15 protein-coding genes are annotated in these 15,495 nt (G+C 72.1%); 5 read left to right on the top strand and 10 right to left on the bottom strand.

Annotated features, from left to right (window positions below; all coding sequences use genetic code 11):
- Positions 1-186: 186 nt before the first annotated feature.
- From pepN to ABZZ20_RS28340, 3 genes are all read right to left on the bottom strand, one after another.
- Entirely contained in the window at positions 187-2,691 is a 2,505-nt protein-coding gene (gene pepN, locus ABZZ20_RS28350; protein ID WP_356874324.1) for an aminopeptidase N, read from the bottom strand.
- A 36-nt stretch (positions 2,692-2,727) separates the two neighbouring features.
- A complete protein-coding gene (locus ABZZ20_RS28345; RefSeq protein ID WP_356874322.1) occupies positions 2,728-3,057 on the bottom strand; it encodes a chorismate mutase in 330 nt (109 codons plus the stop codon).
- 714 nt (positions 3,058-3,771) lie between these two features.
- Positions 3,772-4,554, bottom strand: a complete 783-nt coding sequence (locus ABZZ20_RS28340) for a serine protease (protein WP_356874320.1) — start codon at positions 4,552-4,554, stop codon at positions 3,772-3,774.
- 122 nt (positions 4,555-4,676) lie between these two features.
- On the opposite strand from ABZZ20_RS28340, the gene ABZZ20_RS28335 reads away from it, so the two are divergent.
- Positions 4,677-5,564, top strand: a complete 888-nt coding sequence (locus ABZZ20_RS28335) for a hypothetical protein (protein ID WP_356874318.1) — start codon at positions 4,677-4,679, stop codon at positions 5,562-5,564.
- A gap of 16 nt (positions 5,565-5,580) precedes the next feature.
- On the opposite strand, the gene ABZZ20_RS28330 is transcribed toward ABZZ20_RS28335, so the two are convergent.
- The 3 genes from ABZZ20_RS28330 to ABZZ20_RS28320 all read right to left on the bottom strand — a co-directional run bounded on the left by ABZZ20_RS28330 (position 5,581) and on the right by ABZZ20_RS28320 (position 7,809).
- Positions 5,581-5,790: a hypothetical protein gene (locus ABZZ20_RS28330; protein WP_356874316.1), complete on the bottom strand. Its 210-nt coding sequence runs from the start codon at positions 5,788-5,790 to the stop codon at positions 5,581-5,583.
- A 344-nt stretch (positions 5,791-6,134) separates the two neighbouring features.
- Complete coding sequence (locus tag ABZZ20_RS28325; RefSeq protein ID WP_356874315.1) at positions 6,135-7,043, bottom strand: SDR family oxidoreductase; 909 nt, start codon at positions 7,041-7,043, stop codon at positions 6,135-6,137.
- A gap of 1 nt (position 7,044) precedes the next feature.
- Positions 7,045-7,809 (bottom strand): SDR family oxidoreductase, encoded by a 765-nt coding sequence (locus ABZZ20_RS28320; protein ID WP_356874313.1) that lies wholly within the window; start codon positions 7,807-7,809, stop codon positions 7,045-7,047.
- A 56-nt stretch (positions 7,810-7,865) separates the two neighbouring features.
- On the opposite strand from ABZZ20_RS28320, the gene ABZZ20_RS28315 reads away from it, so the two are divergent.
- The 4 genes from ABZZ20_RS28315 to ABZZ20_RS28300 are packed head-to-tail and all read left to right on the top strand — an operon-like array spanning position 7,866 to position 11,359.
- A complete protein-coding gene (locus ABZZ20_RS28315) occupies positions 7,866-8,669 on the top strand; it encodes an enoyl-CoA hydratase family protein (protein ID WP_356874311.1) in 804 nt (267 codons plus the stop codon).
- Entirely contained in the window at positions 8,666-9,517 is an 852-nt protein-coding gene (locus ABZZ20_RS28310) for a CoA-transferase (RefSeq protein ID WP_356874309.1), read from the top strand. Before ABZZ20_RS28315 ends, ABZZ20_RS28310 begins: the two co-directional genes overlap by 4 nt.
- Positions 9,514-10,284, top strand: a complete 771-nt coding sequence (locus ABZZ20_RS28305) for a CoA-transferase (RefSeq protein WP_356874307.1) — start codon at positions 9,514-9,516, stop codon at positions 10,282-10,284. Before ABZZ20_RS28310 ends, ABZZ20_RS28305 begins: the two co-directional genes overlap by 4 nt.
- 4 nt (positions 10,285-10,288) lie before the next feature.
- The gene (locus ABZZ20_RS28300; RefSeq protein ID WP_356874305.1) at positions 10,289-11,359 is read left to right on the top strand and encodes a nitronate monooxygenase; all 1,071 of its coding nucleotides are present in this window, start codon (positions 10,289-10,291) and stop codon (positions 11,357-11,359) included.
- Between the two features lie 136 nt (positions 11,360-11,495).
- On the opposite strand, the gene ABZZ20_RS28295 is transcribed toward ABZZ20_RS28300, so the two are convergent.
- From ABZZ20_RS28295 to ABZZ20_RS28280, 4 genes are all read right to left on the bottom strand, one after another.
- Positions 11,496-13,166: a DEAD/DEAH box helicase gene (locus tag ABZZ20_RS28295; RefSeq protein WP_356874303.1), complete on the bottom strand. Its 1,671-nt coding sequence runs from the start codon at positions 13,164-13,166 to the stop codon at positions 11,496-11,498.
- Between the two features lie 101 nt (positions 13,167-13,267).
- Positions 13,268-13,474 carry a cold-shock protein gene (locus tag ABZZ20_RS28290; RefSeq protein ID WP_030707191.1) on the bottom strand — a complete coding sequence of 69 codons (207 nt, stop codon included), beginning with the start codon at positions 13,472-13,474 and terminating at the stop codon, positions 13,268-13,270.
- 197 nt (positions 13,475-13,671) lie between these two features.
- Positions 13,672-14,829, bottom strand: coding sequence for an acetyl-CoA C-acetyltransferase (locus ABZZ20_RS28285; RefSeq protein ID WP_356874301.1), 1,158 nt, complete (start codon positions 14,827-14,829; stop codon positions 13,672-13,674).
- A 23-nt stretch (positions 14,830-14,852) separates the two neighbouring features.
- Complete coding sequence (locus tag ABZZ20_RS28280; RefSeq protein WP_356874300.1) at positions 14,853-15,488, bottom strand: TetR/AcrR family transcriptional regulator; 636 nt, start codon at positions 15,486-15,488, stop codon at positions 14,853-14,855.
- Between the last annotated feature and the right edge of the window lie 7 nt (positions 15,489-15,495).

Genomic DNA, 15,495 nt, shown 5'->3' with positions numbered 1-15,495 from the left:
AATGGGGTAACCGTCGGGGTTTGTCCGCTTGTTGTTTCTTGCCGGGGTGGCTGGGGGTCCGCAGCGTGTCCGGGGACGTGCCTGGGGACGGGGCCGGCCGCCGTCCCCGGCCGGTGGGGGCGGGGGCGGCGGCCGGGGGTGGCGGCACGGGAAGGGGCGGGGTCAGCGGGCCGGGGGGCCGCGGGATCAGGGGGTGCGGATGCGCAGGGCGCGGGCGAGGTCGTCGAGTTGGTCGACGAGCTTGCGGCGCAGGCCCGGGACGATGCCGGGGTCGGCGAGGCAAGCGTGGCCGGCCTGGAGGTTGTCCTCGTCCACGGCGTGGCTGGGGAAAGCCCACTGGCCTGCGGCTTCGGCGATGGCGGGGCCGCGCCGGGCGCCGAGGGAGACGACGTCGGCGTAGTAGCGGGGCACGTAGTCCTTCACGAGGTCGGCCTGTTCGGGCTGCCAGAAGCCCTGGGCGGTCGCGCGGAAGAGGTAGTTGGAGAGGGAGTCCTCGTGGAAGAGGCGCTTCCAGGCGGCGGCCTTGGCCTCGGCGGTCGGGAGCGCGGCGCGGCAGCGGGCGGCGCCTTCCTCGCCGGTGGCGCTGGGGTCGGCGGCGAGGGCTTCGGCGATGTCGTTCTCCGTGGCGGCGCCGAGCACGCAGAGCCGGGCGAGGATGCGCCAGCGCAGTTCGGGGTCGAGTTCGGGGCCGCCGGGCACGCTGTCGTCCTCCAGCCAGGCGGCGAGGGTGTCGGGCTGGGTGGCGGCGTCGATGAGGGCGCGTACGGCGGCGAGCCGCATTCCGGGCTCGGAGCCGTCCTCGGTGCGGCGCAGCAGGGCTCGGGCGGTGGAGCTGAGGGTGGCGAGGGCTTCGGTGCGGTGTTCGGGGGTGAGGTAGTGGTCGGCGATGTGGCGGCGGGCGAAGGTGAGGACGCCTTGGACGATGGCCAGGTCTGCTTCTTCGGGCAGGTGGGCGTCGGCCGTGGCGAGGTAGGTGGCGGGTTCCAGTTCGCCGTCGCGGACCATGTCGCGCAGGGAGTTCCAGACGACGGCGCGGGTGAGGGCGCCGGGGATGGTGCTGAGGCAGCGTAGGGCGGTCTCGACGGAGGTGTCGTCGAGTCGGATCTTGGCGTAGCTGAAGTCGCCGTCGTTGAGGAGGAGGAGGTCGGGGCGGAGTCCGCTGGCGGCGACGACCTCGTTGGACGGGACGTCGAGGGTGATCGGTTCGCGCGGTTCCAGGGTGTTGTCGCGGGTGCGGTCGTAGAGCCCGACGGCGATGTGGTGGGGGCGGCTGCCCTGGTGGTCGACGGTGAGGGTCCAGCCTGCGGCGCCGTCCGCGATCTCCTCGATCCGGGGGGTGAGGGTGTCGATGCCGGTGGTGCGCAGCCAGATGTCGGCCCAGGCGTGGACGTCGCGGTCGGTGTGGGCGGCGAGGGATTCGACGAAGTCGGCGAGTGAGGCGTTGGCGAACTTGTGGCGGGCGAAGTGGGTGTTGATGCCGGCGAGGAAGGCCTTCTCCCCCATCCAGGCGACGAGTTGGCGCAGGGCGGAGGCGCCCTTGGCGTACGAGATGCCGTCGAAGTTGAGTAGGGCGCTCGCGGTGTCGGGGACGGCGTCGGGGGCGACGGGGTGGGTCGAGGGGCGCTCGTCCGCGTCGTAGCCCCAGGGTTTGCGTTCCATGCCGAATTCGGTCCAGGTCCCGGTGAAGCGGGTGGCTTCGGTGAGGGTCTGGTAGCCCATGTACTCGGCGAAGGACTCGTTCAGCCAGATGTCGTCCCACCAGCGCAGGGTGACGAGGTCGCCGAACCACATGTGGGCCATCTCGTGCGCGATGGTCATGGCGCGGCGTTGGCGTTCGGAATCGGTGACGGCGGAGCGGAAGACGTATTCGTCGCGGAAGGTGACCAGGCCCGGGTTCTCCATGGCGCCGGCGTTGAACTCGGGGACGAAGGCCTGGTCGTAGGAGTCGAAGGGGTAGGGCTCGGTGAACTTCTCGTGGTAGCGGTCGTAGCAGTCGGTGGTGAGGGAGAGGATTTCCTCGGCGTCGGCGTCCAGGTGGGGCGCGAGGGAGCGCCGGCAGTGGATGCCGAAGGGGAGTCCGGCGTGCTCGGTGCGCACGCTGTGCCAGGGGCCTGCGGCGACGGCGGCGAGGTAGGTGGAGATGACGGGGGTGGGGGCGGACTTCCAGACGCCGGCGCCGTCGCCCTCGCGGTCGCGGACGCGTTCGGTGATGCCGTTGGCGAGGACGGTCCAGTGTGCGGGGGCGGTGACGGTGAATTCGAAGACGGCCTTGAGGTCGGGCTGGTCGAAGGCCGGGAACACCCGCTGGATGTCGTCCATGAACATCTGGGTGTAGACGTACGTTTCGCCGTCCGCGGGGTCGGTGAAGCGGTGCAGGCCCTCGCCGGTACGGGAGTAGCGCATGCGGGTGGCGATGCGCAGTTCGTGGGGGCCTTCGCCGAGGTCGTTGAGCGGGAGGCGGTTGTCGGCGAGGTCGGCCGGGTCGAGGGGGTGGCCGTCGAGTTCTGCGGAGTGCAGTGCGTCCGGCTTCAGCTCCACGAACGTGTCCGCGGTGGTACGGGCGGAGAACTGGATGACGGTCGTGGATTCGAAGGTGTCGTCGCCGCCGGTGAGGTCGAGGGTGACGGCGTAGTGGTGGACGTCGAGGAGTTGGGCTCGGAGCTGCGCTTCGTTGCGCGTCAGTGCGGACATGGGGCCCATGCTGCCCGAAGGGTGGGCCCTGGCCGGCTAGTCTTCGCCCGCGGCGATCGTCTCGTGGTGGCGGATGACCTCGGCGATGATGAAGTTGAGGAGCTTCTCGGCGAAGGCGGGGTCGAGTTTGGCGTTCTCGGCGAGCTGGCGGAGCCGGGCGATCTGGCTGGCCTCGCGGGTCGGGTCGGCCGGGGGCAGCTGGTGCTTGGCCTTGAGGTGGCCGACCTGCTGCGTGCATTTGAAGCGCTCGGCGAGCATGTGGACGACGGCCGCGTCGATGTTGTCGATGCTGTCGCGCAGTCGGGCCAGCTCGGCGGTGACGGTCTCGTCGATCGCGCCGGTCTCGTCGGTTTCGCTGTTGTTCATGGTTCCCGAGAATACGTGGCGGTCGCGGATGGTTCCTCGGCCAGCCGGTCCGTGAGACGGACACCCTGCCGGGCCCGGTCGTCGCGGTGTCCGGTTTCCTTCGGAGCGGGTCCTGTGGTGCGCGAGCCCGCGCGGGCGTTCTCGGCCCGGCGCATGGGGTGGCCTCCGTCGTCGGCTGCGGATCTCCGGTCCGGCGAGGACTGGGTACGGGCCGGTGCGGGCGGTGTCGCGTTCGCGGTCCGTGCATGGTTCGGCGGGGCGGCCGGGCGGCGGGGCAGCCCGGTCGGGCCGTGTCGTCGGCCGCGTGGGAGCGGGACGCGTGCGTCCGTGGCGACGCGGACCGTCTCAACCAGTACGGCCGGGCCCGCGTCCCTTGAGGAGGAAGCCGGGTGCTCCCGCACGGAGCGCCGTGTGGACGTACTCGTCGAGGTCGAAGGTGGTGACGATCACGATGCGCGGGCTGTCCGAGCCGGGGGGTCGCCGGGCGATTGCGAGGCCGTCGTGTACGCGGCGGCTTCGGTCGCGGCGGTCACGGGTCTGTGCTGGTCGTCGGCGGTGGCCGCTGTGATCGCCGTGCGCCGGCACCCGCTGCCTGCGTGGGTCGGGGCAGCGGTGCGGGGGACGCGCGGTACTGCGGCCGGCCTTGCGGGGGCTCGTCCTTCCGGCCCCTCGTGCCGGGGCCGGAAGGACGAGCCGGGGTCGGGCGGGTCGGGGTCAGAGGCCGGCCGCGGCCGACTTGATCGCGGAGGCGAAGGCGGAGACCTCGGTGTAGACGCCGGGGTAGCCGGCGCGGGCGCAGCCCTCGCCCCAGCTGACTATGCCGACCTGGATCCAGGCGCCTGCGTCGTCGCGGCGGAACATCGGGCCGCCGGAGTCGCCCTGGCAGGTGTCGACGCCACCTTCGTCGAAGCCGGCGCAGATCTCTTCGCCGGGGACGAGGGAGCTGCCGTACGCGCTCTGGCAGTCGGCGTCGGAGACGAAGGGGACGGTGGCCTTGCGCAGGTAGCGCTGCTGGCCGCCGCCCTCGCGGGTGGCGCCCCAGCCGGCGACGGTGAAGGTGCCGTTGTCGAATTCCTTGGTCTCGGCGATCTTGAGGGTGGGCAGGTTGATGGGCTTGGCGAGTTTGATGAGGGCCCAGTCCTTGCCGGAGCCGTTGTAGCCGGGGGCTTGGAGGACCTTGGTGGATTTGACCTTGATGGCGCTGGAGCTGTTGAGGTCGACGACTCCGGCGGTGGCGGTGATGGAGGTGTTGTTGCCGGAGCCGCTCACGCAGTGGGCCGCGGTGAGGACGATCTGCTGGGTGTAGAGGGCGCCGCCGCAGCCCATGGAGAGGCGGACCATGAAGGGGAACTCGCCCTGGGCCGCGCGGGTGCCGCCGACGACGGGGGCCTGGGCGGCGTTGGCGGCGCCGGGCTGGAGGCTGACGGCTGCGAGGGCGACCGCACCGACGGCGAGGGTGCGCTTGAGGATTGCGGCAAGGGTGGACACAGTCAACACACTGCCTTTCGTGGGGGGTTGGGCCGTGCGCGTCATCGGGTGAATGACACGTACATGTCACACCCGCGCTCCTTCGGGCTTCAAGGACGCGTTTTCGGACAACGGACGGCTCGGGAGGCGGCATGACGCAGAGCGGTCGGCGCAGCAGCCCGGTCGAGCACGGTTTTCCCCATCTCGACACCGTCCGGGCCGCGATCACCGCGCTGTTCCAGCGCCTCTCGCGCGACGGTGTCGAGGCGTACGGAACGAGCTTCGCCCCCGCCGATGCCGCCTTCACCGCCGCCGACGACCTCTACCTCGGCGCCCAGTGCGTGGCCTCCGCGATCGTGCGTGCGCTGCGGCTGCCCGATGCGCGGATGGTGATCTCCTTCCGGTCGATGGAGGAGGCGGCCACCGTCGAACTGGCCTCGGGACCCGAGTACTTCGTCGAGGTGAACGACCGCTTCCGCACGCACCGCCGCGATCTGGCGGCCGCCCTCGCCCACGAGGTCACGCACGTCCTGCTGCACCGGCTGGAGCTGAGCTTCCCCACGACCGCCGAGAACGAGATCCTCACCGACACCGCCGCCGCCTACCTCGGGGCCGGCTGGCTGCTGCTCGACGCCTACCGCGAGGACGAGCTCACCCATCAGAAGCTCGGCTACCTCACCCCCGAGGAGTTCGGCTACGTCCTCGCCCGGCGCGCCCTCCTGCTCGGCGAGGACCTCTCCGCCTGGTTCACCAGCCCGCAGGCGTACGAGGCGTACGTGCGCGGACGCGCGCTCGCCCACCGGGAGCTGCGCCGGGCCCCCCTCGCGTCCGCGGACCGGACGCAGCGGCGCCGTTACGCCCGGGGCCGGCGGGCGGGCACCGCCGCGCCGGAGGCCTCGTACCGCTTCGAACAGCACCCGGCCGGACTGCGGGTGAGCTTCCCGTGCCCGGTGTGCGGGCAACGGCTGCGGTTGCCGGTCCGCGGGCCGGTACGGGCCCGCTGCGGGTTGTGCCACACGGTGTTGGACTGCGACACCTGACCGGGAGCCCGCTCGCTCATCCGCCGCAGCCGCCGCAGCCGCCACAACCGCCCCCGCAGCCGCCGTCACCGCCGCATCCTCCTCCGCCGTCCCCTCCCCCGCAGCCGGCGGAACCCCCGCTGCCGCTGCGGTCGCCGCCACCGCCCCGGCTGAAGAGGAAGCCGATCAGGAGGCAGAGGCCGGGGATCCCGAAGACGACCAACGCCGCGATCGCGCCTGAACTCATGCGGACGGTGTGCCCGGCCCCGCGGGCCGGAACACGCCCGTCCGCCAACGCCCCTCCGGAGGACGGCCCTCCGTCAACGGCGGGGCGGCCACACCGGCTCCGGCTCAGAAACGGAGAACATCAGGGGGCGGCAGCGGTTCAGCGGAGCGATGGAGTGGGTAGTCATACTCCATCGCACGAGTGAAGGATCCGGTCCCGACCCCTCGCCAGGGGGCCGGGGCCGTTCCCTGTGCCGTCCCGTCCCGTACGGGTCCCCCGTCCGCACGGGATCCGGGCAAAGCTGGAGCGGATGCCGCCCGCGGCTTGCCCGCCCGTCCGGCATACCGCCCCGCCCCGCCCCGGGGCTACTGGGCCCCGTACACCGGTTGCGGGAGCTCGGATTTCGCGAGGAGCTTCGTCGCCGTCTCGCCCGCTTCGGCCGGGGTCCAGCGCGCTCCGCGGTCCGCCGTCGGGCCCGGGCGCCAGCCCTCCATCACCGTGATCCGGCCTCCCTCCGCCTCGAAGACCCGGCCCGTGACCCCCGCCGAGGCGTCCGAGCCCAGCCACACCACCAGCGGCGACACGTTCTCCGGGGCCATCGCGTCGAAGCCGCCCGTACCGGGGGTCGCCATCGCCTCCGCGAAGGTCTGCTCCGTCATGCGCGTCCGCGCCGCCGGGGCGATCGCGTTGACCTGCACCCCGTACCGGGCCATCTCCGCCGCCGCGACGAGCGTCATGCCCAGGATGCCCGCCTTGGCCGCGCTGTAGTTGCCCTGCCCGACCGAGCCCAACAGGCCTGCGCCCGATGAGGTGTTGACCACCCTGGCCGCGACCGTCCGGCCCGCCTTCGCCTCAGCCCGCCAGTACGTCGCCGCATACTTCAGCGGCAGGAAGTGCCCCTTCAGATGGACGCGCATCACCGCGTCCCAGTCCGCCTCCTCCAGGTTCACGAGCATCCGGTCCCGCAGGAACCCGGCGTTGTTGACCAGCGTGTCCAGCCTGCCGAACGCCGACAGGGCCGCCCCGACCAGCGAGGACGCGCCTTCCGGCGACGCAATGTCCTTGCCGTGCGCGACGGCCTCGCCGCCCAGCGCCCGGATTTCCGCGACGACCTGCCCGGCCGGGCTGTCCTCCCCCGGCTGCCCGTCCAGGCCCACCCCCAGGTCGTTGACCACGACCTTCGCCCCCTCCGCCGCGAAGGCCAGTGCGTGGGCCCGGCCCAGCCCCCGACCGGCGCCCGTCACGATGACCACACGACCCTCGGCAAGTCCCATCTCAGTTCTCCTTGTTGACCGTTGCCGCATCCAGAAATGCCGGGCGTTCCCCGCCCCCGTGCACGAGCAGGCGCGCCCCGCTGACGTACCCCGCCCGGCCGGAGGCCAGGAACACCGCCGCCGCCCCGACGTCGGCGGGCTCCGCCAGCCTCCCCAGCGGGACCGTCGCGGCCACGGCCGCGATTCCCGCCTCGTCCCCGTAGTGGAGGTGCGCCAGCTCCGTCCGCACCATGCCCAGGACCAACGAGTTCACCCGCACCTCGGGCGCCCACTCCACGGCCATGGACCGGGCCAGGTGCTCCAGCCCCGCCTTCGCCGCCCCGTAGGCCGCCGTCCCGGGCGAGGGCCGGGTCCCGCTGACGCTGCCGATCATCAGCACCGAGCCGCGCGCCTCGCGCAGGTACGGATACGCAGCCAGCGAGGCGGTCATCGGTGCCAGCAGGTTCAGCTCGACGACCCGGGCGTGCCGGTGCGCCTCGCCCTCCTCCAGCAACCGGTAGGGGGTCCCACCCGCGTTGTTGACCAGGCAGTCGAGCCGCCCGTACCGGCGCTCGACCTCCCCGAAGAAGTCCCGTACGGCGGCCGGATCGCGCAGGTCCAAGGCGACGTACGAGGCCGTGCGCGCGGCAGCGGACACCGGTGCCCGCGGCGGGCGACGCGCGCAGACGACGACTTCCGCACCCGCCTCCAGGAACGACCGGGCGATGCCGGCGCCGACACCGCGGGTTCCGCCGGTGACGACGGCAACCCTCCCATCGAGCTCCATAGGCTGCTACCTTCCCCACCTAACAAATGTTTGGTGGAAAGGTAGCTGATCCTCTCATGGGTGTCTCCACCTCAAGCCCCGACAAGGGCATCGCGCTGGTGGCCGTCGACTTCCCGCCCGTCAACGCGCTTCCGGTGCAGGGCTGGTACGACCTCGCCGACGCACTGCGCACCGCCGGCCGTGACCCCGAGACCCGGTGCGTCGTCCTGGCTGCCGAGGGCCGCGGCTTCAACGCCGGCGTCGACATCAAGGAGATGCAGCGCGACGCCGGCCACGCCGCCCTCATCGGCGCCAACCGGGGCTGCTACGAGGCCTTCGCCGCCGTGTACGAGTGCGAGGTGCCGGTCGTCGCCGCCGTGCACGGGTTCTGCCTGGGCGGCGGCATCGGCCTCGTCGGCAACGCCGACGCGATCGTCGCCTCCGACGACGCCGTCTTCGGACTGCCCGAACTCGACCGGGGTGCGCTCGGCGCCGCCACCCACCTGGCCCGCCTGGTCCCGCAGCACCTGATGCGCGCCCTGTACTACACCTCGCGCACCGCCACCGCCGCCGAACTGCACGCGCACGGCTCGGTCTGGAAGGTGGTCCCGCGCGCGCGGCTGCGGGCGGCTGCCCTCGAACTGGCCGCCGAGATCGCGCAGAAGGACGGCTATCTGATCCGGCTGGCCAAGGCCGCCATCAACGGCATCGACCCCGTCGACGTACGGCGCAGCTACCGCTTCGAGCAGGGCTTCACCTTCGAGGCCAACCTCAGCGGGGTCGCCGACCGGGTGCGCGACGCCTTCGGCGGCGGGGGCGACGGACGCGGCGGGGGCGGCCTGCGCAGCGAGCGCAACGACGGGAAGGCGGAACCGGCATGACCGACAAGACCATGACTCCGGACGAGGTGGTCGGGCAGCTGCGCAGCGGGATGACCCTCGGCATCGGCGGTTGGGGATCGCGGCGCAAACCCATGGCCCTAGTGCGGGCGCTGCTCCGCTCCGGGCTCACCGACCTCACCGTGATCTCTTACGGCGGCCCCGATGTCGGCCTGCTCGCGGCAGCCGGCCGGATCCGCAGGCTGGTGGCCCCCTTCGCCACCCTCGATTCCATCCCGCTGGAGCCGCACTTCCGGGCGGCCCGCGAGGGCGGCGCCTTCACGCTCACCGAGCTCGACGAGGCCATGTTCATGTGGGGTCTCCAGGCCGCCGCGAACCGGCTCCCCTTCCTTCCTGTCCGGGCCGGCCTCGGCTCCGACGTCATGCGGGTCAACCCGGAGCTGCGGACCGTCACTTCCCCCTACGCCGACGGCGAGGAGCTCGTCGCGGTCCCCGCCCTGCGCATGGACGCCGCACTGGTCCACGTGAACCGCGCCGACCGGCTCGGCAACGGCCAGTACCTGGGCCCGGACCCTTACTTCGACGACCTGTTCTGCGAGGCCGCCGACGCCGCGTACATCTCCTGCGAGCAGCTGGTGGAGAGCGCCGAGCTCGCCAAGGCCGGGCCGCCGCAGTCCCTCCTGGTCAGCCGGCATTCCGTCACCGGGGTCGTCGAGACCCCGAACGGCGCGCACTTCACTTCCTGCGCACCCGACTACGGGCGCGACGAGGCCTTCCAGAGGCTCTACGCGTCCACCCCGTGGCCCGAGTTCGCCGCGCGTTTCCTGGCCGGGCCGAGCGAGCACGCCTACCAGTCGGCCGTCCGGGCCTGGCACGAGGAGCAGCAGTGAGCACGCCCACGACCCCTACCGCGCACTGCGTCAGCCGCGCCGAGTACTGCGTGATCGCTTGCGCCGAGGCCTGGCGCGACAACGGCGAGGTGCTCGCCAGCCCGATGGGCCTCGTCCCCTCCATCGGGGCCCGGCTGGCGAAACGGACCTTCTCCCCCGATCTGCTGCTGACCGACGGCGAGGCCATGCTCGTCGGCCTCGACGGCGAGGTCGAGGGCTGGCTCCCGTACCGCCGCCACCTCACGATGGTCACCGGGGGTCGCCGGCACGTGATGATGGGCGCGAGCCAGATCGACCGGTTCGGCAACCAGAACATCTCCTGCATCGGGGACTGGAGCCGGCCGGCCCGCCAGCTCCTCGGAGTGCGCGGCGCGCCCGTCAACACCTTGAACAACCCGGTGAGTTACTGGGTTCCGAGGCACTCGCCGCGGGTGTTCGTCGAGCGGGTCGACATGGTCAGCGGGGTCGGCTACGACCGGGCCGAGGCGGCCGGGGTGACCCGGTTCCACCGGCTCCCCCGGGTGGTCAGCGATCTCGGCGTCCTCGACTTCACCGGCCCGGACCACTCGATGCGGCTCGTCTCCGTCCATCCGGGCGTCACCGTCGCTCAGGTGCGGGCGGCCACCGGGTTCGACCTGGCGATCGGTTCCGGCCCCGGAGACGGCGAGGCCGTGCCGTACACGCGGGAGCCGACTGCCGAGGAGCTGCGACTGATCCGTGAAGTGATCGACCCGCAGGGCGCGCGCGACCGGGAAGTGCGGGGCTGAGGCGGTGGAGAGGGCATTCACGACGGCGTTCACCGAGCTGGTCGGTGTCGAGTACCCCATCGTGCAGACGGGCATGGGCTGGGTGGCCGGGCCCCGGCTGGTCTCGGCCGCCGCCAACGCGGGCGCCCTGGGCGTCTTGGCCTCGGCGACGATGACCCTGGAGCAGCTGCGCACGGCGGTCCGCGAGGTCAGGTCCCGTACGGACGCCCCGTTCGGGGTCAATCTCCGCGCGGACGCGGGGGACGCGGCCGAGCGCGCCCGGCTGATCGTGGACGAGGGCGTCCGGGTCGCCTCGTTCGCGCTCGCGCCCTCCCGGGAGCTCATCGCCCGGTTGAAGGACGCGGGGGTGGTGGTGATCCCGTCGGTCGGGGCCCGGCGGCACGCCGAGAAGGTGGCGGCATGGGGGGCAGACGCGGTGATCGTGCAGGGTGGTGAGGGCGGCGGGCACACCGGGGACGTGGCCACGACGGTGCTGCTGCCCCAGGTGGTCGATGCGGTGGACATCCCGGTGGTCGCGGCGGGCGGCTTCCACGACGGCCGCGGCCTGGTCGCGGCCCTGTCCTACGGGGCGGCGGGCATCGCGATGGGCACCCGCTTCCTGCTGACCTCCGACTCCACGGTCCCCGACGCGGTCAAGGCCCGGTACCTGGCGGCCGGCGTCAAGGACGTCACCGTCACGACGGCCGTGGACGGGCTGCCGCACCGGATGCTCCGTACCGAGTTGGTCGCGTCCCTGGAGCGGGCGGGCCGCACCCGGGCGCTGGCCCGGGCGGTGCGGCACGCCGCGGCCTTCCGCAAGGTCTCCGGTCTGTCGTGGCCGCAGATGGTGCGCGACGGCCTCGCGATGAAGCACGGCAAGGACCTGTCCTGGAGCCAGGTCCTGCTCGCCGCCAACACCCCCATGCTCCTCAAGGCGTCCATGGTCGAGGGCCGTACGGACCTCGGCGTCATGGCGTCGGGCCAGGTCGCGGGCGTGATCGAGGATCTACCCTCCTGCGCGGAGCTCGTCGCCCGGGTGATGGCCGAGGCACGCACCGTGCTGGACCGACTGGACCGACTGGACCGACCGGACTGAATGGACCGACTGGATCGCCCGCACCTGCCCGGGCCGCCCGTGCGGCCCCTCCCGCCGGTGCGGCCACGGTCCGGACAGCAGTGCGCCGGGCGGCGCACTGCGCGCCGCCCGGCGTACCGGAACGTCCGTCAAGGCCTCAGGAGCTCGTACGCCCCGCTGCGGGGCGCCCGCCGCCGGAGCGACGGCGCGCGCCGGCCGGAGCACCGCCGGAGCGGGAACCGCCCTGGCCGCCGCCCTGCCCGCGGGTGCCCGGCTGGCCGCCCTGGCCGCGGGTGCCGCTCTGACCGCCGCCCTGGCCCGCGCCGGAGCGGGCCCGACGCGGACGGCCCTCGCCGACACCGCCGGTCGGCGTACCGCCCTGTGCGGCGGAGGGTCCGCCGGTACGGCGGCGCGGGTTCGAGGAACGGCCGCTGCCACCGCCCTGGCCGCCGGAGCGCTGACGCGCGGGCGTCGGCTGCGGCACCTCCAGCACGACCGGGATGCCCGAGGGCTCCTTGGCGCCGGTGAGCCGGGACAGCTCCTCGTCGGAGGACTTGATCTGCGCGGTGCGCGGGGAGATCCCGGCGTCCAGCATCAGGCGGGACATGTCCCGCTTCTGGTCGGGCAGCACCAGGGTGACCACGCTGCCGGACTCGCCGGCGCGGGCGGTACGACCGCCGCGGTGCAGGTAGTCCTTGTGGTCGGTGGGCGGGTCCACGTTGACGACCAGGTCCAGGTCGTCGATGTGGATGCCGCGGGCCGCCACGTTGGTGGCGACCAGTGCGGTGACCTCGCCCGTCTTGAACCAGTCCAGGGTCCGGTTGCGCTGGGGCTGGGAGCGCCCGCCGTGCAGGCCGGAGGCGCGCACGCCGTCCGCCAGGAGCTTCTTGACCATGCGGTCGACACCGCGCTTGGTGTCCACGAACATGATCACCCGGCCGTCGCGGGCGGCTATGCGCGTGGCCACGGCCTTCTTGTCGGTCTCGTCCATGACGTACAGGACGTGGTGCTCCATGGTGGTGACCGCGCCGGCCGACGGGTCGACGGAGTGGCCGACCGGGTCGTTCAGGAACATCTTGACGAGCTTGTCGATGTTCTTGTCGAGGGTCGCAGAGAACAGCATGGTCTGGCCCTCGGGCTCGACCTGCTTGAGCAGCGCGGTGACCTGCGGCATGAAGCCCATGTCGGTCATCTGGTCGGCCTCGTCTAGGACGGTGATGGCAACCTGCGAGAGGTCGGCGTCACCGCGGTCGATGAGGTCCTTGAGACGGCCGGGGGTGGCGACGAGCACCTCGGCTCCGCGGCGCAGGGCGCCCGACTGCCGGTTGATCGACATGCCGCCCACGACGGTCGCGATGCGCAGGTTGACGGCCGTGGCGTACGGGGCCAGGGCGTCGGTCACCTGCTGCGCGAGCTCACGGGTCGGTACGAGGACCAGCGCGAGCGGAGCCTTCGGCTGCGCGCGGCGGCCGGCCGTGCGGGACAGCAGTGCCAGGCCGAAGGCCAGCGTCTTGCCGGAGCCGGTGCGACCGCGGCCGAGCAGGTCACGGCCGGCGAGCGAGTTCGGCAGCGTCGCGGCCTGGATGGGGAACGGCTCGGTGACGCCCTGGGCGGCGAGGGTCTTCAGCAGCGCCTCGGGCATGTCCATGTCCTCGAACGCGGCCACCGGCGGCAGCGCCGGGGTCAGCGGTTCGGGCATGGTGAATTCTTGGGGCCTGGCGACGGGCGCGGACTTCTGCCGTCCCGCGCCAGTCTTCGGACGTCCCTGGGCCGCACCTCGGCCCCGAGTGGGGCGGCGGCTGGGTCGTGCGGAGCTGGAGCTGGTCATGCGAGAAAGCCCTCCTGAAACCGGCAGGTAAAACAAAGGTTGAAACAGCAGACAAGCCGGGGCCCGCACCTCACGGTGCGGACCCCGGCAAGCTGAAATACTTAGTTGGCGGGGAGGATGTTCTCCGCCTGGGGGCCCTTCTGGCCCTGGGTGACGTCGAAGGACACGCGCTGGCCCTCCTGGAGCTCACGGAAGCCCTGGGTGGCGATGTTCGAGTAGTGGGCGAACACGTCCGGACCGCCACCGTCCTGCTCGATGAAGCCGAAGCCCTTTTCCGAGTTGAACCACTTCACGGTGCCAAGTGCCATTTTGAATCTCCTGAATAGGCGGCAAAGGGCCCCATCCGGAGATTCCGGCAAAACAATAAAAGCGCCTGAGGAACATTCCCGTCAGGCGCACATAAAGTTCATGGGTACCACAACTGCAACGCTCTAAAGCTAGCACACCTCGGCGCGGGCCGGGAGCAGGACCCCGGCCCGCAGCGGGCGGACACGACCGCGGACGGCTACAACCGCTCGATGATCGTCACGTTGGCCTGGCCTCCCCCTTCGCACATGGTCTGCAGGCCGTAGCGGCCACCCGTCCGCTCCAACTCGTGGAGCAGGGTGGTCATCAGCTTCACTCCCGTCGCTCCCAACGGATGCCCCAGCGCGATGGCGCCGCCGTTGACGTTCACCCGTTCGGGGTCCGCGCCGGTCTCCTTCAGCCAGGCCAGGACGACCGGGGCGAAGGCCTCGTTGATCTCCACCAGGTCGATGTCGTCCAGCGACATGCCCGACTTCTTCAGAGCGTACGCCGTTGCCGGGATGGGCGCGGACAGCATCCGGATCGGGTCCTCGCCCCGAACGGACAGGTGATGGATGCGGGCCCGCGGTCGCAGGCCGTGCTCGGCCACGGCCCGCTCGGAGGCGATCAGCATCGCGGCCGCCCCGTCCGAGACCTGTGAGGAGACGGCCGCGGTGATGGTGCCGCCCTCCACCACGGGCCGCAGGCCCGCCATCTTCTCCAGGGTGGTGTCCCGGCGGGGGCCCTCGTCGACCCGGACGTCCCCGTACGCCACGGTCTCCCGGTCGAACCGGCCCTCGTCGATCGCCCGGATCGCCCGCCGGTGGGAGCTCAGTGCGAACTCCTCCATGTCCCGCCGCGAGATCCCCCACTTCTGCGCGATCAGCTGCGCGCCGTGGAACTGGTTCACCGGCGCGTCCCCGTACCGCGCCCGCCAGCCCTCGCTGCCCGCGTACGGGCCCTCGGTGAAGCCCAGCGGCTCCGCCGCCTGCCGGGACGCGAAGGCGATCGGGATCATCGACATGTTCTGGGTGCCGCCGGCCACGACGAGGTCCTGGGTGCCCGAGAGGACCCCCTGCGCCGCGAAGTGGACGGCCTGCTGCGAAGAGCCGCACTGGCGGTCCACCGTCACCCCCGGCACCTCCTGCGGCAGCCCGGCGGCCAGCCAGGCGGTGCGCGCGATGTCCCCGGCCTGCGGGCCCACCGTGTCCAGGCAGCCGAACACCACGTCCTCCACGGCGGCCGGGTCCACCCCGGACCGCTCGACCAGCGCCTTGAGGACGTGCGCGCCCAGATCGGCCGGGTGGACCGCGGACAGGCCGCCGCCGCGCCGCCCCACGGGGGTGCGCACCGCGTCGACGATGTAGGCCTCGGGCATCGGGACTCCTCTGATCGGTCGGGTCAGCTGCGTACGGCGATCCCGTCGAGCACCATCGACAGGTACTGGCGGGCGATCTCCTCGGGGCTGTGCTGTCCTCCCGGCCGGTACCAGGACGCCGCCACCCACACCGTGTCGCGGACGAAGCGGTAGGTGAGGCGGATGTCGAGGTCGGCCCGGAAGACCTTGGCGGCGACCCCGCGTTCCAGCGTCCCGAGCCAGGCCTTCTCGAACTTCTGCTGCGAGTCGGACAGGTAGCGGAAGCGGGGCTGCACGGACAGGTGCCGCGCTTCCTTCTGATAGATCGCGACGGCGGCGCGGTGGCGGTCGATCTCCCGGAAGGATTCGGTGACGAGGGCCTCGATGGTTTCCCTGGGGCCGAGGTCGGCGGCGAGGACGGTGTCGTAGCCCTCCCACAGTTCGTTCAGGAAGGCCGAGAGGATCTCGTCGAGCATCGATTCCTTGGAATCGAAGTGGTAGTAGAGGCTGCCGGCGAGCATGCCGGCGGCGTCGGCGATCTTGCGGACGGTGGTGGCGTTGTAGCCCTGCGCGGCGAAGACCTCGGCGGCGGTGTCGAGGAGTTCGCGACGGCGCTCGGGCGAGGCCGTCACCTGGGGCTTCTTCTTGACTGCCGGTTGTGTCGGCTTGTTCGTTGGCACGCGCCCA

It is taken from the genome of Streptomyces sp. NPDC006430, from assembly GCF_040612395.1.
Lineage (GTDB): Bacteria > Actinomycetota > Actinomycetes > Streptomycetales > Streptomycetaceae > Streptomyces.
Note: the sequence above shows the minus strand (reverse complement) of the source record. Positions and strands in the feature narration are given on the sequence as shown.